21 protein-coding genes are annotated in these 22,185 nt (G+C 53.3%); 11 read left to right on the top strand and 10 right to left on the bottom strand.

Translation table 11 applies throughout. The annotated features are described in order from the left end of the window. Positions 1–79: 79 nt before the first annotated feature. The 6 genes from rodA to P8S54_RS00755 all read right to left on the bottom strand — a co-directional run bounded on the left by rodA (position 80) and on the right by P8S54_RS00755 (position 6,179). Positions 80–1,243, bottom strand: a complete 1,164-nt coding sequence (rodA, locus tag P8S54_RS00780; protein WP_281442829.1) for a rod shape-determining protein RodA — start codon at positions 1,241–1,243, stop codon at positions 80–82. Beyond that, a complete protein-coding gene (mrdA, locus tag P8S54_RS00775) occupies positions 1,243–3,150 on the bottom strand; it encodes a penicillin-binding protein 2 (RefSeq protein ID WP_009096343.1) in 1,908 nt (635 codons plus the stop codon). The genes rodA and mrdA overlap by 1 nt, the downstream gene beginning before the upstream one ends. 71 nt (positions 3,151–3,221) lie before the next feature. After that, positions 3,222–3,689, bottom strand: a complete 468-nt coding sequence (rlmH, locus tag P8S54_RS00770; protein WP_281442828.1) for a 23S rRNA (pseudouridine(1915)-N(3))-methyltransferase RlmH — start codon at positions 3,687–3,689, stop codon at positions 3,222–3,224. Continuing rightward, positions 3,686–4,072 carry a ribosome silencing factor gene (rsfS, locus tag P8S54_RS00765; protein WP_281442827.1) on the bottom strand — a complete coding sequence of 129 codons (387 nt, stop codon included), beginning with the start codon at positions 4,070–4,072 and terminating at the stop codon, positions 3,686–3,688. The genes rlmH and rsfS overlap by 4 nt, the downstream gene beginning before the upstream one ends. Before the next feature lie 143 nt (positions 4,073–4,215). After that, positions 4,216–4,875, bottom strand: coding sequence for a nicotinate-nucleotide adenylyltransferase (gene nadD, locus P8S54_RS00760; RefSeq protein ID WP_281442826.1), 660 nt, complete (start codon positions 4,873–4,875; stop codon positions 4,216–4,218). Next, on the bottom strand, positions 4,872–6,179 hold the full coding sequence (locus P8S54_RS00755) for a glutamate-5-semialdehyde dehydrogenase (RefSeq protein WP_281442825.1): 1,308 nt from the start codon (positions 6,177–6,179) through the stop codon (positions 4,872–4,874). Before P8S54_RS00755 ends, nadD begins: the two co-directional genes overlap by 4 nt. Positions 6,180–6,413: 234 nt before the next feature. Between P8S54_RS00755 and P8S54_RS00750 the strand changes: the two genes are divergently transcribed. Genes P8S54_RS00750 through P8S54_RS00740 form a run of 3 tightly spaced genes read left to right on the top strand, consistent with a single transcriptional unit; the run spans position 6,414 to position 9,618 of the window. After that, complete coding sequence (locus P8S54_RS00750; RefSeq protein ID WP_281442824.1) at positions 6,414–7,268, top strand: hypothetical protein; 855 nt, start codon at positions 6,414–6,416, stop codon at positions 7,266–7,268. Further along, positions 7,265–8,197, top strand: a complete 933-nt coding sequence (locus tag P8S54_RS00745; protein WP_281442823.1) for a diguanylate cyclase — start codon at positions 7,265–7,267, stop codon at positions 8,195–8,197. The genes P8S54_RS00750 and P8S54_RS00745 overlap by 4 nt, the downstream gene beginning before the upstream one ends. A gap of 23 nt (positions 8,198–8,220) precedes the next feature. Next, positions 8,221–9,618: a bifunctional DedA family/phosphatase PAP2 family protein gene (locus tag P8S54_RS00740; RefSeq protein WP_281442822.1), complete on the top strand. Its 1,398-nt coding sequence runs from the start codon at positions 8,221–8,223 to the stop codon at positions 9,616–9,618. A 30-nt stretch (positions 9,619–9,648) separates the two neighbouring features. Here P8S54_RS00740 and P8S54_RS00735 read toward each other — a convergent pair whose 3' ends face one another. The 3 genes from P8S54_RS00735 to mpl are packed head-to-tail and all read right to left on the bottom strand — an operon-like array spanning position 9,649 to position 12,334. After that, positions 9,649–10,269 carry a LysE family translocator gene (locus P8S54_RS00735; RefSeq protein ID WP_281442821.1) on the bottom strand — a complete coding sequence of 207 codons (621 nt, stop codon included), beginning with the start codon at positions 10,267–10,269 and terminating at the stop codon, positions 9,649–9,651. A gap of 5 nt (positions 10,270–10,274) precedes the next feature. Continuing rightward, complete coding sequence (locus tag P8S54_RS00730) at positions 10,275–10,952, bottom strand: flavin prenyltransferase UbiX (RefSeq protein ID WP_281442820.1); 678 nt, start codon at positions 10,950–10,952, stop codon at positions 10,275–10,277. A 5-nt stretch (positions 10,953–10,957) separates the two neighbouring features. Next, on the bottom strand, positions 10,958–12,334 hold the full coding sequence (mpl, locus tag P8S54_RS00725) for a UDP-N-acetylmuramate:L-alanyl-gamma-D-glutamyl-meso-diaminopimelate ligase (protein WP_281442819.1): 1,377 nt from the start codon (positions 12,332–12,334) through the stop codon (positions 10,958–10,960). A gap of 223 nt (positions 12,335–12,557) precedes the next feature. On the opposite strand from mpl, the gene P8S54_RS00720 reads away from it, so the two are divergent. The 8 genes from P8S54_RS00720 to pepQ all read left to right on the top strand — a co-directional run bounded on the left by P8S54_RS00720 (position 12,558) and on the right by pepQ (position 21,283). Then, a complete protein-coding gene (locus P8S54_RS00720) occupies positions 12,558–12,944 on the top strand; it encodes a glutaredoxin (RefSeq protein ID WP_009096365.1) in 387 nt (128 codons plus the stop codon). A 276-nt stretch (positions 12,945–13,220) separates the two neighbouring features. Then, positions 13,221–14,792 carry an ABC transporter substrate-binding protein gene (locus P8S54_RS00715; RefSeq protein ID WP_281442818.1) on the top strand — a complete coding sequence of 524 codons (1,572 nt, stop codon included), beginning with the start codon at positions 13,221–13,223 and terminating at the stop codon, positions 14,790–14,792. A gap of 141 nt (positions 14,793–14,933) precedes the next feature. After that, positions 14,934–15,983: an ABC transporter permease gene (locus P8S54_RS00710; protein WP_281442817.1), complete on the top strand. Its 1,050-nt coding sequence runs from the start codon at positions 14,934–14,936 to the stop codon at positions 15,981–15,983. Then, complete coding sequence (locus P8S54_RS00705) at positions 15,980–16,921, top strand: ABC transporter permease (protein ID WP_281442816.1); 942 nt, start codon at positions 15,980–15,982, stop codon at positions 16,919–16,921. Before P8S54_RS00710 ends, P8S54_RS00705 begins: the two co-directional genes overlap by 4 nt. A gap of 7 nt (positions 16,922–16,928) precedes the next feature. Beyond that, complete coding sequence (locus P8S54_RS00700; protein WP_281442815.1) at positions 16,929–17,945, top strand: ABC transporter ATP-binding protein; 1,017 nt, start codon at positions 16,929–16,931, stop codon at positions 17,943–17,945. Next, positions 17,942–19,003 carry an oligopeptide/dipeptide ABC transporter ATP-binding protein gene (locus tag P8S54_RS00695; protein ID WP_281442814.1) on the top strand — a complete coding sequence of 354 codons (1,062 nt, stop codon included), beginning with the start codon at positions 17,942–17,944 and terminating at the stop codon, positions 19,001–19,003. Before P8S54_RS00700 ends, P8S54_RS00695 begins: the two co-directional genes overlap by 4 nt. A 49-nt stretch (positions 19,004–19,052) precedes the next feature. After that, entirely contained in the window at positions 19,053–19,964 is a 912-nt protein-coding gene (locus P8S54_RS00690) for a LysR family transcriptional regulator (protein WP_281442813.1), read from the top strand. A 14-nt stretch (positions 19,965–19,978) separates the two neighbouring features. Further along, positions 19,979–21,283 (top strand): Xaa-Pro dipeptidase, encoded by a 1,305-nt coding sequence (pepQ, locus tag P8S54_RS00685; RefSeq protein WP_281442812.1) that lies wholly within the window; start codon positions 19,979–19,981, stop codon positions 21,281–21,283. Positions 21,284–21,370: 87 nt separating this feature from the next. On the opposite strand, the gene P8S54_RS00680 is transcribed toward pepQ, so the two are convergent. Beyond that, positions 21,371–21,985, bottom strand: coding sequence for an OmpW family outer membrane protein (locus tag P8S54_RS00680; protein WP_281442811.1), 615 nt, complete (start codon positions 21,983–21,985; stop codon positions 21,371–21,373). Positions 21,986–22,185 lie beyond the last annotated feature (200 nt).

The raw sequence follows: 22,185 nt of genomic DNA, 5'->3' as shown, positions 1-22,185 counted from the left end.
CCATCAAATAACTACCTGCGTTGTTTCGGGCCCTGTTCATTAACTCACCACTCCTGTGAAAACCATATCGCTTAGACCATCAGCGCGGTAACAAACGACGATGCGCATGAATCGACATGAGAATACCGAACCCCGCCAATAAGGTCACGCTTGAGGTGCCGCCGTAACTCACTAAAGGTAGCGGCACACCAACCACCGGCAGAATGCCGCTGACCATACCGACATTAACAAAAACATAAATGAAAAACGTAAGAATAATACTGCCCGCCACCAGCCGCCCGAAAGTATCCTGGGAAGACGTGGCTAACCACATCCCGCGCCCCACAATCATGACATAAAGCGCCAGTAGCAATAACATTCCGACAAGACCAAACTCTTCGCCCAATACAGCAATAATGAAATCCGTATGGCGTTCAGGGAGAAACTCAAGCTGGGATTGAGTACCGTCCAACCAGCCTTTGCCCCACAAACCACCACTGCCAATTGCCGTGGTAGATTGGATAATATTCCAACCCGCACCCAAGGGGTCGCTTTCCGGGTCTAAAAACGTCAGCACTCGCTGGCGCTGATAGTTATGCATATTCATCCACAGCAGCGGCAACCCTGCGGCCACTAGTGCTCCAACAAAGCCGATAAGCCGCCAGGAAAGGCCTGCCAACAGCACTACAATGACTGCCGCACTCGTCATGAGTAACGAGGTGCCTAAATCTGGCTGAATAGCCGTCAGCACAACAGGCACACCAATGATTAAGCCACACACCGCAATATCACGAAGACGGGGCGGCAACGGGCAGCGGTTCAGGTAAGCCGCCACCATCAACGGTACGGCTAGCTTCATCATCTCAGAGGGTTGAAAGCGTATAACACCAGGAATGACCAGCCACCGTTTAGCCCCCATCCCCACATCTCCAACGAGCTCTACCGCAATGAGCATGACAAGCCCAACACCATAAGCAAAAGGAGCCCAGCGCAGGAAAGTAGAGGGAGAGAATTGCGCAATAATGACCATGCCGACCAGCGCAACGCCAAAACGAATGGCTTGGGCGACGACTGCTTCGATACGCTGACCAGAAGCACTGTAGAGAACAAACAGACCCGCCACCATAAGCACCAGCAGCATGCCTATTAACCAAGGGTCGAGATGAATACGCTCCCAGATGCTTTTACGTCGCGCAATACCACTACTTGGAGGCCGCACGGGGTAGCTACGAAAAGAGCGGGAGAGTGTCTGCCAAGCCGCCATTAATTACCCTCCACGCCAACAGTGTCTTCTTCTAACGCATCACGCACTTCATCTACCTCTGGCGCACGCTCTTTTAGAAGCCAAGCATCGGTCATCGCGCGAGCCAAGTGCGCTGCGTGGGTACTTCCCCCTCCAGCGTTTTCAACAATGACAGATACCGCAATTTGTGGATTTTCAAGGGGCGCAAAGGCCATAAAAAGCGCGTGATCTCGCAGGCGCTCTTCTAACTCTTCTGCGTTATAGCGTTGATCCTGCCCCAGCGAAAAGACCTGAGCAGTCCCCGACTTACCCCCCATACGATACTCAAGCCCCACCCCAGTGCGACGGGCGGTGCCCTCACTACCGGTAAGTACTTTTTCCATACCGCTAAAGATGCGACCCCACCAGCCTTCATTATCAAGCTCAATATCCGGCAAGGTATCAGGGAGGTCACGAGGAACCGGTTGATTACCCACTTCTAGCGCAAGGCGCGGCTTCACCCAATGACCTCGATTCGCCAAGGCAGCCGTTGCGCTGGCTAGCTGTAGGGGAGTCACCTGCCAATACCCTTGACCAATACCCACCGAGAGCGTTTCACCCGGATACCAAGGCTGATTAAAACGACCACGCTTCCAATCCCGAGAGGGCATCAGTCCAGTGCTTTCACCTTGCACATCGTGGGCTACCCGCTGGCCAAAGCCAAAGTTGCTCATCTGCTCATGTAGCTTGTCGATACCCAGGTCGTGCGCCAGCGAATAGTAGTAAGTGTTGTTGGAAACAGCTATCGAGCGCTCCATATCAACCCGGCCATGGCCCCAACGCAGCCAGTTGCGGTAGCGCCGAGTATCATTGGGTAATTGGTAAAACCCTGGATCGTTGATCGTGCTATCAGGGGTAATTGCCCCCTCGACTAAGCCCGCTAATGCAAGGAACGGCTTAATGGTGGAGCCGGGCGGATAGTGCCCGCGGATAGCACGATTAAATAGCGGTAAATCGATATTCTCCTGGAGCGCCCTATACGAGGCAACATCGATACCGGTCACAAACTGGTTACTGTCAAAGCCAGGCGTTGAAACCATCGCCAAAATCTCCCCAGTATCCGGCATAACCGCCACAATGGACCCACGACGGCCATCCATCAGCTCATAGGCCAACATCTGTAACGATTTATCCAGTGTAAGGGTCAGGTTTTCTCCGGGAACGGGGTCGGTTCGCCCTAGCTCTCTTAACACACGACCACGTGCATTAGTCTCTACTTTGCGAAGTCCTGCCTGGCCGTGTAACTGGTCTTCATAAAACCGTTCTACGCCGGTTTTGCCAATAAAGTGCGTGCCCGCATAACGGCCGGTATCCAGGGTTTGCATCTCTTCAGCGTTAATGCGCCCCACATACCCCAGGGCATGCGCCATCACCTCGGCATCGGGATAGTAGCGCAGTAACTGAGCTTCCACTTCCACACCGGGCAATCGATGACGATTTACCGCAAGGCGGGCAATTTGGTTTTCGCTTAAGTCGCTCATCAATAGCGCAGGCTGGAACGGACGCTGGCGCTGACGTGAGCGAACATTAAAAGCGTCGATATCCTCTTCGGGTAACTCTAGAAGATCCACCAGCAGCGCCAGCGTGTCATCCAAATTATCGACACGCTCACGAACTAGGGTAAGGTTGTAGGTGGGGCGATTTTCAGCAAGTAGGGTTCCGTTACGGTCATAGATAAGCCCTCGGTTGGGCGGTAACGGCTCAACACGCACACGGTTTTTTTCTGAGCGAGTGCTATAAAGGTCATGCTGGGTAATCTGCAAATAAGCGAGGCGACCAGTCAGTAAGCTGGTCAATACAATAACTACCAAGACGGCAAGCAGCGCCCTGACACGGAAAATACGCAGCTCTTGCTCGGAGTTTTTTAGCGTATCAAGGCGCTGTGGCATGGCAAAAGATGACTCTCAAATCTAACAAATGACGCAACAATAGCCATGGAAATGGCTCTGTTTTAGCACGCCTAGCGATGATAAGGATGACCGACTAACAGGGTCCACGCACGGTATAACTGCTCTGCAAGCATAATACGTACTAGCGGGTGCGGCAGCGTGAGAGAAGAGAGCGACCAAGCCTTATCAGCCAACGCCGAAAGGGAAGGTTCTAAACCATCAGGGCCACCAACGAGAAGCACAATATCACGCCCCATCATGCGCCAAGCATCGGCTTCTTGGGCAAGCTGCTCGGTACTCCATTTCTTGCCTTTGACCTCTAATGCCACGATATATTCATCACCACGCAGCTTGTCACGAATACGCTGGGCTTCTTGAGCACGGGCTTTGGCAATATCAGCATTTTTGCCCCGTTGACCCAGAGGGATCTCTTCAATTTCTAAATTAAAATCCCTTGGCAACCGTTTGCGGTAGGTTTCAACGCCCTCTTCCACCCATCCGGGCATCTTCGTCCCCACCGCTAACAGCCGTATTCTCATGACATAGTGACCCGCTCTTCTAAGCGTTTCAATGACTCACCAATCCCGCCAGCATCGTTGGGCAGGTCTGCCCATAGACGTTCAAGGTCGTACAGTGCGCGTGCATCGGGAAGCATGATATGGACAACGATGTCACCCAAATCAACAAGCACCCAATCAGCATTATCGCCACCTTCTACACCACGGGGCTTAAGACCGGCGGCTTTGGCTTTTTCCACTACATTCTGCGCCAGTGCGGAGACATGACGTGTAGAGGTTCCGCTAGCAATCACCATTAAATCGGTGACTTCGGTTAGCTTGGAAACATCTAGCTGGGTAATATCGCGTGCTTTTAGCTCTTCTAGCGCGTCAATCGCTAGGCTTTTAAGTGTATCGATGTGCATGGCTCCTGAAGGCAACCCCTTGTGAAGGTAAGACTAATTAGTAGAACGGGTAAAAAAACGGCAATCAATACTGCTTCGAAGCTAATATCAATCAGCCGCCGTTTAGCGGGCCATTGTAACGGCTTCTTTCATGACTGCCAGCGCTATTCGTACGTTTGATAAAGCCCCTGCTGTAAAATGCTTCTTTCCACTGCTTCCGGAAGCAGATAACGCACACTCTCACCTGCTTTTAGGCGCTCTCTTACATAAGTAGCAGAGATCGCCATCATTGAGGGAAGTGTGAGCGATAGCATTGAACCATAAGGGCGCTGCATGAGCGCCGATGTACTATCGACTTCTCGATTACCAACCAGTTCCTTCAGCGCTGGAGGCCAGGGTGTTTGATAGCCAGGCCGAGCTATTACCACAAGGTGCGCTAAAGTGAATATTTCGTCCACCTTGTGCCATTTTGTCAGCCGTAAAAACGCATCAAAGCCAATAATCATGGTCAGCGGCACCTCACTACCGTACTCACTGCGTAACTCTGCCAACGTATCAACGCTGTAGGAAGGGCCCTCCCGGCGCAGCTCACGCCCATCAGCAATAATGCCCGGCGTATCGGCTATACCCATTTTGAGCAGCTCAAAACGTTGGTCGGGCGAGACCTGCGGGGCGTCTCGCAAAGGCGGCTTGGGCGCTGGAATCATGTGTAGCCAATCCAGCCCCAGCGCTTCACGAACCTCCACCGCGCTGCGCAAATGGCCCAAATGTACTGGATCAAAGGTTCCGCCCAGCATGCCTACCTTTAACAGCGCATGACTCATTGCCGAACCTGACCATCTCCAAACACGATGTACTTCTGTGTTGTCAGCCCCTGTAGCCCGACGGGACCTCTGGCGTGCAGTTTGTCGGTGGATATGCCAATTTCTGCCCCAAGCCCGTACTCAAAGCCGTCTGCAAAGCGGGTAGAAGCATTAACAATCACCGAGCTGGAATCCACTTCTGCCATAAAGCGGCGGGCAAGGGAGTAATCCTGGGTAACAATGGCATCAGTGTGGTGAGACCCATATTTCTCAATGTGCTCAATCGCTTCATCCATACCATCAACGACCTTAATGGCCAATACGGGGGCCAGGTACTCTGCATGCCAGTCTTCTTCTGTTGCTTCAACGGCCTGCGGCAACAATGCCTGGGTGCGCTTACAGCCTCGTAGCTCCACGTCATGCTGTGCATAGGCACGGGCCAACTCTGGCAGCACAAGATCGGCGATCGGCGCATCCACCAACAGAGTCTCCATGGTGTTGCAGGTTCCATAGCGGTGGGTTTTAGCGTTAACCGCAATGGCTAATGCTTTGGCTGGATCTGCCGTTGTATCGATATACACATGACAAACGCCATCAAGGTGCTTGATGACGGGCACCTTCGCTTCGCGGGAAATACGCTCAATTAGTGACTTGCCGCCTCGCGGAATAATCACATCAACATACTCAGGCATGCTGATCATCGCGCCTACCGCAGCGCGATCAGTGGTTGCCACTACCTGGACAGCACCCGCGGGTAAGCCGACATCAGCCAAGCCTTGCTGAATGCAGCTGCTAATGGCAGCGTTTGAGGCGCTGGCTTCTGACCCCCCGCGCAATAAGCAGGCATTACCGGATTTTAAACAAAGGCTTGCAGCTTCAAGGGTGACATTGGGGCGAGACTCATAAATGATGCCGACAACCCCCAGCGGAACGCGCATTTTGCCCACTTGAATACCACTTGGACGGTAGTTCATCTCGTCGATTTCGCCCACTGGATCGGGTAGTCCAGCCACCTGGCGCAACCCTTCAATCATGGCATCTACTCGGCTATCGGAGAGCGCTAAGCGATCCAGTAGCGCACTGTCTAAACCATTTTGTTGACCGCGCTGCATATCAAGTGCATTAGCTTCTAAAATCATCGCTCTAGAAGCGGCCAAGCGGGCCGCCATCGCCTCAAGTGCACGATTTTTTAGTCCCGTATCCGCGCGGCGCAGTTCAACGGCCGCTGCACGGGCACCCTGCCCGAGCGCCTGCATATAAGCGGGCACATCCCCAGCAGCCAAGTGGCGTTGGGCTTCATCCTGGAACGTGTTAGAACCGCTCATATCGTCTCCCTGGTTAGTGGCGTAGCGTGTGAGGTGGTTGTAGGTAAATGTTATGTGTAAAAGCTATATAGAAGCTATGGTGACCATGGTACTGAATGCTTAACAGTATGTTACGCCATTTGGGCGTTATACTGGGGTATTAGATGCCTCATCTCGACACGGCAACATTATCAAACAGCACCACGGCACGGCCGTGAATCAGCCTTCGTTATTAAAGGTGAATAGTAAGCCACCATGCAAAGCAAGTACAAAATACGCCTACTAAGAACCAATTTATTGGCTGCCGCTGTGGTGCTAGCACTCTGGACACCCACCGCCCCACCTGCTGCCGCCCTGGTGCTGTGGCTCTCGGTTGGATGGCTTTTGATCACCGCGCTGCTGCTGGATTTCAGCCACCGCCGGGCTAGAGGCTTGCCCTGGCAAATGCTGGCTGGCGGCCTGCTACTTTGCTTAATTGTCTCGGCCCCGGAGCGGCACAGCATACTGATATGGGTTTTTGCAGCCGTTTATATGCTGCCGCAAAGACCTGTGGCAATCGCCTTTAACGCCAGCGCCGCCCTACTAAGCTGGATAATGATCGCCCCTTTTCTCAGCAAGCCAGAGTGGCTATTACTGCTGACAACACTAACGGCTTTAGGGCTATTGGCGGTATCGAAAACACGCCAGCTGATTGATATCAACGGAGCGATCCAGCAACGCTTACGGCTAATACCGGGGCTCAACTTATGGGCTGGCGAGCAGCTATTACGCGACTTAGCCCGGGAGCAGATCCGCTCTGAAAGAGAGGCGATTTACGCTGAAGTAGTCGTCATACACGTTAAACGTCACCAGCTTTGGGCATCGGCACAAAAACTCTGCGAGTTAACTTACGCATTTGAAAACGTGTATCGCTTAAATGGCACGACGTTAGTTATATTGCTACTGTCGCGCTCGCCAAAGGAGGGCGCCCAACGCCGCAGGCTGATTTGCAACGCTCTGCCTGAAAAGGTGCTTTATTACCACACTCCGCTGATGGATGTGGAGCTTTCAACGCTCACTCTGGAAATGCTGCATACCTCTCCTGCCAAGACGTTTGGGAGCATGCCATGACTGAGCATCAGCTACCCAGGTGGTTAATGACACTGGCGTACAGTGGCAGCGTCGTCGTTATGGCCGCTTATACATTGTGGCTATACGCGATGGGTGACTACCGCGAGTTATTAATCCCCTTATTTGTCACCTTGCTGCTACTAACCGCCCTATTGATGCACTACAGCCAGGGCTTAACACCCGCTATCCCGCGGGCCATTTTACTCGCAAGCACCTACGCGGTGGTTCTAGCCGCCATGTACTATCAACCCTCTACACCGCTTATCTGGCTGGGGTTGCCTGTTGCCGCTTCTTTTTTGCTTCTGCCGTTATGGGGCGCGCTTTTTTTAAACATCCTCTGTACACCCCTTTGGTGGCTGCTACCCGGCACCAGTGATATTTCATCCACCTTTGCGCTGGGCTATCTCGCCCTTATTTTGCTATCAGCGCTCCCCCCCTGGGAACATGCTCGCAGGGGGGCACTATTAAGAGCAACAGATCCCAACGACAGCGACTGCAATGCTTACCATATCGACACCTTAAAAGAGCGGCTACACAATGAGTATCAGCGCGCAGCAATGCTTAACAAACGCCTTGCCGTGCTGGTGCTTCATCTACCCCAGCTAGATATGGCAGAAGAGCAGTTTGGACAGCGTGCTCAACTAGCGCTTCTAGGTACTCTCTGCAGCGAGGTTAATAGCCGCTGCCGCGACCATGATTTGCTGGGCCGAGCAGGCAACGCCACTTTTTGGCTAGTGCTTCCAGACACGAGTGAAAGCGGAGCTTTATTAGTACGTGAACGGCTTCAGCGCGCATTATCACGCTGCGTGCTCGTCGAAACAGGTCATTTAGACACCCGCATTAGCGTGTGTTTACCGTGCCGAACTGAAAGTTTTGAACGTTACGTGAAGCGCCTGGAAGCGCGCGCCCAGGCATTGGTTGAGGCCTAACCTTTTTTTATTTGGAGCTTTCTGTGTCTGTAGTTGATTCACTTTTTGCGCTTTCGATGTCGCCAACCATGTTGCTGCTGCTGGTTTTACTCATCGCGCTGGCTGAGTCTCTCGCACTCGTTGGTTTGCTGGTTCCTGGGGTAGTGTTAATTACCGCAGCCGCCTCGGTTGCCGGGCACCAATCCCTTGGCCTCCCCTGGCTTGTTGGCGCGGCCTTCATTGGCGCCGTACTAGGCGATGGCATTAGCTATAAGCTGGGCTACCATCACCGCGAGCAGGTAACTCAGCGCTGGCCACTGGTGCATCATCCAGAGTGGCTAGGGCGTGGCGCGCGTTTTTTTGAACGATATGGGATCTATTCGGTGTTTGTTGGCCGCTTTGTAGGCCCGGTACGCCCTATTATTCCGCTAATTGCAGGCATGATGCGCATGCCTGCCCGCACGTTTTTGTGGGCCAACGTTTCATCAGCAGCGCTATGGGCGCCGGCTTATGTGTTGCCAGGTTATCTATTAGGCCGAACGTGGCAACAGCGCCTTGACCTGCCACCTGACGTAGAAGCCGCTGCGATTATGATGGCCGCAAGCGTAGTAGTGCTAGCCGTGATGTTTTCCTGGGGCAGAGCACAAGTTGGCCGCCACGGCTGGGCGTATCTAGGCATTGCGCGCATCATTCGCCGCATCCCATTCATGCGGCGCCCCTGGCTCTCTATGAGCCGGTCCGGAGAGGTTCCACTAGCATCGCTTCTGCTGTTCGTCGTGGCACTCGCCAGCGTGTCAGCCTGGACGCTGCTGGTCATGCAGCACGACGGCCCCCTACTCATGGACCTCCAAGCTCAGCGGCTGTTTAACTGGCTAAGCAACGATGTGTTGGTTACCTCAAGTTTAATACTGGCTGATATCGGCGATAAGCTCGGTATTACCGCGCTACTCATCCCCTGGGGGCTGTGGTTTTTGGTGCACAAGCGCTGGGATGCCTTTTATCACTGGGGCGCAGCAGTGGGGGGCATTGCCCTGCTAAACACCTTGGGCAAGGCTATTTTTGGACGTGAACGGCCTTTCACCCCCGACCACCTAACGGGGTCACTCGCTTACCCTAGCGCCCACACCTCTACATCGGTGGTGGTGATTGGCCTGGCCGCCGCTTTTTTAGTGGCTGGTCTGCCGCGTAAGCGGCACTTTTGGGTGTACTGGCTTGCGATTGTACTAGCCACCCCAATGGCACTCTCCCGCTTAGTAATAGGCGTACATTGGTTAAGTGACTTAATTGGCGGCGCTCTACTCGGCTTGGTGGTGTGCGCGCTGGTGCGACTTAGCTGGCAGCGTCGCTACCGGCCGCCTTTCCCCCCCTGCCCGTGGATACTGCTCGCTAGCGCATCGCTGTTTCTGGTTACTTTACGCATTATCTTCTTACCGCCCGCTTAACGGGCGGTAGCCTTACTCTAACTGGCTTTGTTAACCCAGCGCTAACCAAGCGCCCACACCCAACATCAGCGTGCCAGCAATTCGGTTAAGCAAGCGCACATTGCCACTTTTACCCAACACCTTACGCAGCGTTTTACCGCCGGTGGCGTAAACCAGCATGCTGGCAAATTCGATGGTAAGAATAACCACAATCAAAACGCTAAGCTGCGGTGCTAGTGGGCGACTGCTATCTAAAAACGGCGGTAGCAACACCATAAAAAACGCCCAGCCTTTAGGGTTTGCAACGGCAGTTACGAGTCCCTGCATGGCCAGTTGCAACCGCCCAGCAGCGGGGCCAGCATCCAGTTCACTGGGGATCGCCATGCGCCCCCGGGAGCGCCACATCATAACTCCCAGGTAAGCAAGATAAGCACCACCTGCCCATTTGAAAGCAGTAAACAGCTCAGGCTGACGAAGCATTAAGGCGGCAACGCCAGCGCCGGCTGCAGCAGCTACAAAACCAACCCCAATTAGCTCCCCCGCCATCATCCAAAGCGTACGCTTAACGCCCTGGGTCATACCCAGCACCATGGCAAGGGTCATACACATGCCTGGCGTAAGCGAAACAAACAAAAAAGTTGGCACAAACACCGACAACATGGCCCAGGACATCACCGTCACAAATCCTTATGTTGTGTATCGCTGGATGGCTGGTGCGCTTCTCCCCAACGCGGCATCAGGCGGTGAGTAATGCCCAACTGATTGAGGATTCGGGCGACAATGAAATCAATAAGGTCTTCGATGGTTTGCGGCTGGTGATAAAACCCTGGCGCGGCTGGGAGGATCACTACGCCTAGTCGACTAAGCGCCAGCATATGTTCTAAGTGAATGGGAGAAAAAGGGCTTTCCCGGGGTACCATCACCAAGGTTCGACGCTCCTTGATGGCGACATCTGCCGCGCGCTCAATTAAGTTATTGCTTGCTCCGGTTGCCACCGCAGAGAGAGTCCCTGTAGAGCAAGGACACACCACCATGGCCGAAGGTGCACCCGAACCGGACGCCACAGGCGCCATCCAGTCCTCACGCCCGAAACAACGAACTTGCCCTGGCTTAGCTCCACTACGCTGGCTTAACGCCTCGACTAAACGCGCAGGTTGCGCTGGCAGCGATACCTCTGTTTCAGTGGCTATCACCATGTGTGCAGCTTTGGATATCATCACCCATACTTCATGCTCGGCCTCTACCAGCACATCGATCAGCCGTAAGCCATATTGCGCCCCCGATGCACCGGTTAGGGCCACGGTAACCGGTGGCTTAAAAGTAGAACCTGGGCTATCTGAACGAATCTTCGCCACGCAACTTACTCCTTAACGGCTAATGCGGTTAATAGGCGCTCATGGACACCTTCAAAGCCACCATTCGACATGACGACAATACGGTCTTGCGGTGACGCCTGGGTGACAACGGCCTCGACCAGCGACTCAATAGTGCTAAATAGCTGAGCGCACTCGCCCTGCTCTGCCACTAACGTTTCCATTGACCAATCAAGGCCTTCGGGCTGAAACCAAAACACCGCGTCCGCTTCAGCAACGCTGTCATTTAATTGCTCACGCAGTGCACCTAAGCGCATGGTATTGGAGCGAGGCTCAATCACCGCTAACAAGCGCCCCTTGGTAGTGGCCGCACGCAGCCCTTGTAACGTAGCGGCGATGGCGGTTGGGTGATGGGCAAAATCATCAATCACCTGCACTCCCCCTACTTCACCTAGCACCTCTTGCCGGCGCCGAGGGGTCTGAAAACGCGACAGAGCAGCACATGCACGGGGCAGATCAACCCCACAGCGATGCGCCGCCGCCAGCGCTGCCAAGGCGTTGCGGGCATTGTGCTCTCCGGTTAACGACCACTCTACAACGCCGTCTTCTTCCCCATTAACACCGCGATACAGTACCTGAAAACGACTGCCATCCGAGCGCTCCAGGCTTAGCTGCCACTCGCTGGTGGCCAAGCAACCAAAGCGCTCTACTGGCGTCCAGGCACCCATCCCTAGCACCCGTTCCAAGGCAGGCTGCTGGTCGGCGATCAGCAGTTGGCCTTTGCTGGGTACCGTGCGCACTAGGTGGTGAAACTGGCGCTCAATAGCCGCTAGATCAGGAAAAATATCCGCATGATCAAACTCAAGGTTATTCAGCACCGCAATGGTGGGGCGGTAATGTACAAACTTAGAGCGTTTATCAAAAAAAGCGGTGTCGTATTCATCTGCCTCAACCACAAACGGCGCTTCGGGGCTGCCCAGTCGGGCAGACACACCGAAATTACGCGGCACACCGCCAATTAAAAAACCGGGGGTCTGCCCTGCACTCTCTAACAGCCATGCCAATAGGCTTGCTGTGGTTGTTTTACCGTGGGTTCCGGCCACCGCAATAACCTGCCGATTAGGCAACACATGGTCGGCAAGCCACTGGGCGCCCGAGGTGTAGCGCAGCCCGCTATCGAGCAATGCCTCGACCTCGGGGTTACCCCGAGAGAGCGCATTACCCACCACCACCATGTCGATTGCCGCTGACAAATTTTCCGCACGGTAGCCCTCCATTAACGTAATGCCTGCTTGTTCAAGCTGGGTGCTCATGGGGGGATAAACATTGGCGTCGGAGCCACTAACCTGGTGCCCTAACTCCCGAGCCAACAACGCCAAACTACCCATAAAGGTGCCACAAATACCGATAATATGGAGATGCATGGGGTAGCTCCTTTCCCTTTGCCGTAAAAGCCGACATAACATATTGAAAATAGCCGCTGAGATTAGCACGCTAAGCCACGCTGCTCATCCCATCATCATTGCGGCTTCACGTCACGGGGCTAGAAAGTGACAAATTCGGCGTATTGTTGCAGGATGCGCCCATCCATTTAATAAACCACTTAACCACATCGCCTAGCCACGGTGTTGGTCAGAGGAACTATCCATGCGCATTCTGATTCGTTATTTTTTCCGCGGCCTACGTCTTGTACTCGCACCGGTCATGCTGATCTCAGAAAAGCTTTCTACACCAAAATCGGTAGAGCGCACCCCTGAAGAGCAGGCCGAGGTAGATCAAGCGTGCAAAAGCCTAGCGCTTTATCAATTTCGCACCTGCCCTTTTTGTATCAAAGTACGCAAAGAAATTGCCCGGCTGGGGCTGAAAATTGAAACACGGGACGCTCAGTTAGATCCCGAGCATAAAAAGGCGCTACAAGAAGGCGGCGGCAAAGTTAAAGTCCCCTGCCTGAAAATCACCCATGAAGATGGGCGGCACGAATGGCTTTACGAGTCGGATGCCATTAATCGCTTGCTGCATAAGCGCTTTGGCTAAAAAACTTGCTTAAGGCAGGCCATTTGGCCTGCTAGTTTACTGCCAACAGTATCAACTTTCGTCTAAACACCTGGCGCCGCCCTGCCGCTTTTAGCCATCTCATTCGGCAGATGAATGATACGTGTCATTATTTCGATTGTATGACGCAACAGGCTCTCTCTATGTTAGCTAGATAGCTTACGAGCTGGCCGTGTCTGTTTTACGGGTCACCTATGAACAACAGCACCGTGACCAACGTGTAGAACGAACAATAAACAATCATTCATGGGAACGATTATGACGCTCAAGAAAACGCTACTAGCCTCCATTATTGGCGCCGCTGTTGCGGGCACTGCAATGCTACCGATGGCGGCAAGCGCTGAAACACTGCGTATTGGCTACTCTGCTGACCCTGAAACTCTCGACCTCCATGAGCAGCTTTCTGGCGGCGTATTACGCTTTTCACACTTAGCCTTTGACCCGCTGGTTCGCTGGACCAAAGACTTTCAATTTGAAGCGCGGTTGGCCACTGAGTGGGAGCAAGTAGACGACACCCACATGCGCATGACGCTGCGTGAAGGCGTTACCTTCCACTCCGGTAACGAATTCACTGCCAAAGACGTGGTATGGACCATTGAGCGTTTAAAAGATAGCCCAGACTATCGCGCTATTTTTGAGCCGATAGCCAGCGTTGAAGCGGTTGATGACTACACCGTAGAAATCACTACCACTGAGCCCTACCCGCTGCTGCTCAACCTTGCTACCTACATCTTCCCCATGGATAGCGAGTTCTACACCGGTGAAACCGACGACGGAAACGACAAATCAGAAATCGTTAAAGCGGGCAACTCCTTTGCATCGCGCAACGTTTCCGGTACCGGCCCGTTCATCGTCACCGACCGTCGTCAGGGTGTGCGGGTTGATTTTGAGCGTTTCGAAGATTACTGGGATACCGAAACCGAAGGCAATGTTTCACGCATTGTACTGACGCCTATTGCAGAAAACGCCTCCCGCGTTGCGGCGCTTCTCTCTGGCGGCGTTGATTTTATTGATGCCGTACCGCCTAACGATTTAGACCGTGTTCGCGATGCCCAAGGTGCAAACCTTTATGAAATTCCCGGCACGCGCATCATCGGCTTCCAGCTTAATGAAGAGCGGGTTGAAGCCTTCCAGGATGCTCGCGTCCGCCAAGCGGTTGACCTTGCCATTAACCAAGAGGGCATTGCCGACCGCTTAATGCGCGGTTTCGCAACGCCTGCAGGCCAGTTCTCTCCTGAAGGCTATTCGGGCCACAACCCTGACCTGGTTCCGCGTTACGATCTGGAACGCGCCCAGGAGCTTATGGCGGAAGCAGGCTTTGAAGACGGCTTTAGCGTGGAAATGATTGCGCCGAACAACCGCTACGTTAACGATGCGCAAATCGCCCAGGCGGTTGCTAACATGTTGGCGCGTATTAATATTAATGTCAGCCTACGTACCATGCCGCTCGCCCAGTACTGGCCCGAATATGATGAGCGTGGTTCTGATATCGCGATGATTGGCTGGCACTCTGATACCGAAGACAGCGCTAACTTCTTCCAGTATCTCTCTTTCTGTATTGACGAAGAGACGGGGGCGGGCCAGTACAACTACGGCAGCTACTGCAACGAAGAGATCGATACGCTAGTTACCCAAGCAGACAGCGAAACAGATCTCGAAAAACGTAATGAAATGCTACGTGAAGCTGAAGCCATGCTTTACGAAGATGTTGGCTTCATCATGCTGCATTGGCAAAATCTGGCCTATGCCGCAGCAGACGGTGTCGAAATTGAGCCGGTCGTTAACGCAACCGACTTCCCATACCTGGGTGACTTAGTAATCAACCGCTAAGTTCTCTCGCTTTGCCGCATTAATAAGCAAGGATGCTTCGCTCTCCAGGTAACTGGGGGGCGAAGTAGTTTATTTGTTGATGACCAGCAACGAGATCCGCCCTACTCCTTAATTAAACCTATTGCATAGGTGGCGTACGCCATGATTGCTTTTCTAATCAAGCGGCTGATGCACGCTATATTGGTGATGTTTATCATCAGTGTACTGGCCTTCGCCATCCAGGATAACCTGGGTGACCCTGTACAACAGATGGTCGGACAGTCAGTACCTGAAAGCGAGCGGGAAGCTATTCGTGAGCGTCTGGGCCTTAACGACCCGTTCTTGGTACAGTATGTACGTTTTGCTACAAACGCGGTTCAAGGCGATTTTGGCTATTCGTACTTTTATCGCGAGCCTGCTCTATCAGTGATCGCCAGACACTTACCGGCAACCTTAGAGCTGGTATTTGCTGCAACGCTGATCATCGTCGTTTTTTCTGTCCCCATTGGTGTTTATAGCGCGATTAAGCCACGATCACCGATTTCACGCCTTTTTATGGGCGTTTCCATTATTGGTATTTCAATTCCGGTCTTTCTTACCGCCATCTTGCTTATCCAAATTTTTTCCATCGGCGTGACTGTCACGCTCTTCCCTGAAACCACCGGCTGGGGAGCGTGGCTGAATAGCGTCTTCTCCACGCAAGGTAATATGCCTTCCTTTGGACGTGGCTATGACTTAGTCAACGTGACGGGTAACTGGGATACCAATCTCGCGACCTGGGATGGCATAAAGCACTTGGTACTGCCTTCGGTTGCACTTGCCTCTATTATGCTGCCGCTTTTCATTCGACTGATCCGCGCCGAAATGATGGAAGTACTGCAATCTGAATATGTGAAGTATGCCCGTGCCAAAGGCATTTCGATGCGCCGCGTTTACTTTGTTCACGCGCTTAAGAACACCATGCTACCCGTGATTACTGTCGGTGGTGTTCAAATCGGCACCATGGTGGCTTACACCATTTTAACCGAGACCGTTTTCCAATGGCCGGGCATGGGCTTGATGTTCTTAGATGCAATAAACCATGCCGATATTCCGTTGATTGTCTCTTACCTGATGATTGTCGGCGTTATTTTTGTGGTCACTAATACGATTGTGGACTTGATCTACGGACTGGTGAACCCCACCGTTAAACTGACCGGGAAGCCCGCATGACAATGACAACGAATGCTTCACCCAGCCGCTGGGAACGCCTACGCGATTCCTTTTTGTGGTACAGCTTTAAGCGCGACCGCACCGCTCAGTTGTGTTTGGCGGTATTCCTTTGCATGGTCATTGCCGCCTTTGCTTCACCGCTATTGGCCCCCACTGACCCTTATGACCTGCGCCAAATTGATATTCTCGACTCTGAACTGCCGCCTTTCTGGATTGACGGCGCCGACGACCGCTACGTACTAGGCACCGATGCCCAGGGCCGCGATTTATGGTCGATTGTGCTTTACGGCACCCGGGTATCGCTACTGATTGGCTTTGGTGCCGTATTCCTTCAGGCACTGCTTGGCGTCACCTTCGGCTTAATGGCCGGCTATTTGGGTGGCCGCGTTGATGCTTTCTTGATGCGCCTGGCAGATATCCAGCTATCGTTCTCCACTCTAATGGTGGCCATTGTGGTAGGCGCTGTAGTTAAGGCCACCATGGGCAGCGCCTTTTACAGCCAATACGCGGTACTCATGCTGATTTTGATTATCGGCTTGGCTGAGTGGCCGCAGTATGCAAGAACGGTGCGCGCCTCGGTGCTGGCCGAGAAAAGCAAAGAGTACGTGGACGCCGCCCGCGTGATGGGCCTGCGCAGCAAGCGCATTATGTTCCGTCATGTACTGCCCAACACGCTCTCACCTATTTTTGTTATCTCTACGGTACAAATTGCCAACGCAATAATTTCCGAGGCGGCGTTGTCGTTCTTGGGCCTGGGGATGCCAGAAACTCACCCATCGCTGGGGTCGTTGATCAAAGCAGGCTTTGATTACATACAGTCGGGCTCTTGGTGGATTACGTTGATTCCTGGTGCGGTGCTAGTAGTGCTGGTGCTGTCTATCAATCTATTGGGTGACTGGCTTCGCGATGTCATGAACCCACGACTTTATAAAGGCTGAGGGCACCATGGCACTACTTGAAGTTTCTCAACTCGATGTTCGCTTTGCCCTACGCCAGGGCGAAGTGCGCGCCCTACGCGATGTTAATTTCACCCTTGAGCGCGGCGAACGTTTAGGCATTGTTGGAGAGTCCGGCGCCGGTAAATCGGTGGCCGCTTTCTCACTACTGAATTTGATCGCCAAGCCCGGCTTTATCGCTGGGGGAAGCATTAAATTTGAAGGCCAAACGCTTAATACGATGTCTGAGCGCGGCCTGCGTAAGGTGCGTGGCAACCGCATCTCGATGATTTTCCAAGATCCGATGATGACGCTAAACCCGGTGCTCTCCATTGGTGAGCAAATGCTGGAGTGCCTCAAGGCGCACCGGCGTATTTCATCAAAAGAGGCGCGCAGTATCGCACTGGACAAGCTGCGCCAAGTGCAGATCCCATCGCCGGAAACGCGTCTGGATCAGTACCCCCACGAGCTTTCCGGGGGTATGCGCCAGCGGATCATTATCGCCATCGCACTGCTGCTTGACCCCGACATCATCATTGCCGATGAGCCCACCACCGCTTTGGATGTGACTATTCAAGCGGAAATCATGGCGCTACTGCTAGAGCTATGCGAGCAGCACAATGTCGGGCTTATATTGATCACCCACGACCTGGGTGTTGTTAGCCAAGTTACCCAGCACATGCTGGTTATGTATGCTGGCCGAGTGATTGAGCAAGGCCCCACCAGGGAAATTATCAACGACCCACAGCACCCCTACACCCAGGGGCTCATTAACGCCCTGCCGCAAATGGCGACCCCAGGAGAAAGGCTCAACCAAATCCGCGGCAGTATGCCCTCGTTGTCCAATTTACCTAATGGCTGCGCCTTCCATCCCCGCTGCGACTTTATCAATCGTGCCGATGGCCAGCCCCGCCCGGCATGTACCCAGCAAGTCCCTGGCTTCGTCACCTCAGGCAATTGCCAAGTGGCCTGCCACATGGTGGCTGAGATGCTAGAAGACCGTCGCCTGAAGGAGGAAACCTCATGAGTGCGCAGGCAGAAACGCTCATCACCCAGCCGACACAAAACGAAGAGAGCAGCGCGTCACTGTTGCAAATTCGTGGGCTAAAGAAGCGCTTTTCGCTATCAGGCGATTTCCTAGATCAGCTGCGATTTAAAGGCGGCAAGCTGGTTCGCCATCAAGAGCATGTGCATGCCATTAACGGCGTTAATTTAGACATCAAACGCGGTGAAGCACTCTGTGTAGTGGGCGAGTCCGGCTGTGGCAAATCAACGGTCGCTCGCACGGTAATGGGGCTGATTACGCCTAGCGAAGGCGAGATTAGCTACGATGGCCAGCGTATCGACAACCTGAGTTCGCGTCAGCTGCTGCCCTATCGCAAGCGCATGCAGATGATTTTCCAGAATCCTTATGCATCGCTCAACCCACGCATGACCATCCAGCAAACCCTGGAAGAACCGCTGCGCTTGCATCACCCGAACTGGAATCGGCAGCAAATTCTCGACAAAGTTGGCGAGGTAATGCGCTCTGTGGGCATTGACCCTGACTGGGGCAAGCGCTTTGGGCATGAATTTTCCGGTGGCCAGCGTCAGCGCATCGCGATTGCACGCGCCTTAGCGGTTGACCCCGAGTTTATCGTCGCAGATGAGCCCATTTCAGCGCTAGACGTTTCCATTCAGGCCCAAGTGCTCAACCTACTAATGGATGCACAGCGTGATCGTAATCTAACTTACCTATTTATTACCCATGACTTAGCCGTGGTAGAGCATTTCGGCACCCGGGTAGCTGTGATGTATTTAGGGACAGTATGCGAGATTGCTACAACGGCCACGCTGTTTGAGAAGCCACGCCACCCTTACACTCAGGCGCTGCTCTCGGCGATCCCACGGCTGAAAGATGACAGACCACAGCATATCCGCCTAACCGGCGAAGTGCCTACGCCGGTCAACTTACCCAGCGGCTGTGTCTTCCACGGGCGCTGCCCCTACGCCAACGCCCGCTGCAAGCAGGAAATTCCTACGCTGCGAACGCAGGACGACGGCACACGCGTCGCATGCCACGCTGTAGAAGAAGGTCGCCTATGAAGGTCATCTTCAACAAAGCATCGCGCCTGAGAGCACTACGAGGTATGGCATGGAAATTCGCTGGCTAGAAGACTTTATTGCCCTGGCCAGAACGCGACACTTCTCCCGCGCCGCCGACGAGCAACACGTGACACAGCCCACCTTCTCCCGGCGAATTAAGCTGCTGGAAGAGGAGATGGGCGTCACGCTGATAAATCGGCAAACGCTGCCGCTCTCGCTCACGCCTGCGGGAGAAGAATTTTTGACACTATGCGAGCAAGTTACCGACCGTGTACGTCTCACCCGCGACCGTGTGCGAGAGATCAGCGCTGGGCAGCAGCGACGTATTATGGTGGCCGCCCCCCAAAGCTTACTGCCGCAGTTCTTACCCGAATGGCTAGCCAAAATGGGCTGGCAGGAGCGCGTACAACCTTACCTGCGCGCCACCGGCTGGGTAGCCAGTGACTATTTTCAAGCGCTTGCTAGAGCGGAATGCGATCTAGCCATGTGTTATTGGCCCATAGGACGCTGTGATTTAGATATCGATACCAGCGCATGCACCTACCGCGTGATAGGTCATGAGCGTCTGATCCCAGTTACTGGGCTAAATAGCCAAGGTTCACCCTGCGCCCTTTTGCCGGGTACTCGGCAACAGCCAGCTCCCTGGCTTGCCTATCCAAAACGCGGATTGCTGGGTTCGGCGGTAAAAGCACACCTTGCCCGCATGCCCCAAAGCACCTACCTGACGGCACAGAGTGAAAACCTCTATGCCGCTGGTATTAAAGAGTTAGTGCTGCTTGGCTATGGCATGAGCTGGCTACCTGAACGCAACGTAACCGCTGAGCTTGCTAAAGGCACCTTGGTACGGGCAGGCGATAGCCACTGGGATGTGCCCATGGAACTCCGCTTATACCGCCATCAAAGCCAGCATCATGTTGAACTGGATGGGCTATGGAGTGAAATCACTCCACCACGACATTGAAAGGACACCTAAGTATGTCAGCCACCCTATTTAATTTACAGCGAGACCACTTAGCGCATTTACAGCGCGTCTATAGCGATATTTTGATAGCCCAAGAGATAGATAGCCTGGCTATTTACAGCGGCCATGCCAACGTCCATTTCGCCGACGACCAAACACCTACGTTTCAAGCTTATGGTCACTTCATGCACTGGATAGGGCTTGCCAATGTGCAGCATAGCTGGCTTGTCATTCAACCAGGCAAACGTCCGCAGCTTTATTTATATGCGCCGGCTGATTTCTGGCATTTACCTACGCGTCTTCCTGAAGAGCCTTGGGTAGCTGAACTTGATGTGCATCTGTGCAGCGACAAAATAACGCCTCCCCTCACGGGTCGTGCAGCGGTGATTGGCGACATCCACTGCCTAGAAGCAAGCACGCAACAAGCCATTCAAGCAGAGCATGAGCCCACTGCGCTGATCCAAGCGCTTGATGAGCTACGACTGTTTAAAACGGCTTATGAGATCGCTTGCCTGCGTGAAGCAAACCGTTTGGCTATCGCTGGGCACCAAGCCGCTCAGGCTGCGTTCGTCGGTGCCTCAGGGGAGCTGGACATCCAGCTGGCTTATCTAGGCGCCAGTCGTCAGCGTGAATCTGACGTGCCGTATCAAAATATTATTGGTCTAAATAGCCATGCGGGTGTGCTGCACTATCAACACTATGACCTGCATAGCCCTAAGCAGCGGCACAGCCTGTTGGTAGACGCAGGCCGACGCTTTCGCGGTTACTGTGCCGACATAACCCGCACCCACGCAGGCCCTGACGCACCCGGCGTGTTTAGCGATTTAATCACGGCGATGCACGGCCTAAAAGACACCCTCGTACAGAGCACAGCACCTGGGGTCGAGTTTGTTGCACTGCATGAGCAAATGCACCAGCACTTAGGCGAGATTTTAATTGCCCACGATCTTTTCAAAGGCAGCCTAGAAGAAGCTGTTAATGAAGGGGTAACGCGGGCCTTTTGCCCTCACGGGCTGGGTCACTCTTTGGGGCTCCAAGTACATGACGTGGCAGGGCTTCGTCACCCAGATGGCACCCCATCACCTGCGCCTGCTTTGCACCCCGCGCTACGCCTGACACGGACACTGCGCGCAGGCATGGTGGTCACCATTGAACCAGGCCTCTATTTTATTCCGATGCTGCTGGCACCGCTGCGTAAAACATCGCTACCGGTTAATTGGGAATTAATAGATGCATTGGCGCCTTGTGGCGGCATTCGAATTGAAGACAATGTACTGATTACCGAAAGCGGCTACGAAAACCTAACGCCCTCACAGTAATTGCCTAAAAAAAACGCCCGGCAAAGCCGGGCGTTATTTACAAACTTGCTACCTTCATACGTGCTGTAATAGCGTTTGCGGCATTGATTAGAAGCGATAGGTAACGCCGCCACCGATAGTGACCGGATCAATGTCTACTTTACCAACCGTATTGCCACCAGCATTAATATCCGCACTAACATCAGCGTAGCTTACATAGCCGTTCAGCATAATGTTCTGCGTCACAGCTAGATCTACACCTGCTTGACCAATGACACCATAGCTGCTGTCGACACTAACATCTGGCGTGGTGCTTTCTCCAGAAAAACGCGTGTAGTTTAAGCCAGCCCCCACATAAGGCTGTACTTTAGAGTCCAGTCCACCCATTGGGTAGTAGTTAACCAACAAGTTAACGGGCATGCGGTCGACACTGCCAATGTCACCGCCAGGGGTAATGTTGAGGTCGTGTTCGAATTTCTCAGAGCTATTCAACTCTACGCCAACCTTGTCTGCAAACAGGTAGCCTGCACCAAAAGTGAAGCCACGGGCACTTTGGACATTTAGATCTGCACCGAGAACATCTCCGTTACCAGAGCCCGTATCGGTTTGGGCCACACCGATACGTACAAACGTATCTCCTGCTCCATAAGCAAGCGCTGCTTGACTTGCCATTAGTGTGCCAGCGGAAATAACGGCAGCTGTCATCAGTTTAATTTTGCTCATCAGGGCAATCCTCTTGCGTTCAACTCAGGGGGTGGATTTTTTTAGGCTAGCTTATGAATAGCTACTATTAATACTAGCTTATTATACAAGATATACCAGTCGAACAGCGTTTCAAAATTTTTAGTGTAATTTTAATATAGGTTTTTGTTTTCAAACAAACTGTTGAGCGATAGAGCGATAGCTCAAAGCAATAGACAAAA

It is taken from the genome of Halomonas sp. M1, from assembly GCF_029581375.1.
GTDB lineage: Bacteria > Pseudomonadota > Gammaproteobacteria > Pseudomonadales > Halomonadaceae > Vreelandella.
Note: the sequence above shows the minus strand (reverse complement) of the source record. Positions and strands in the feature narration are given on the sequence as shown.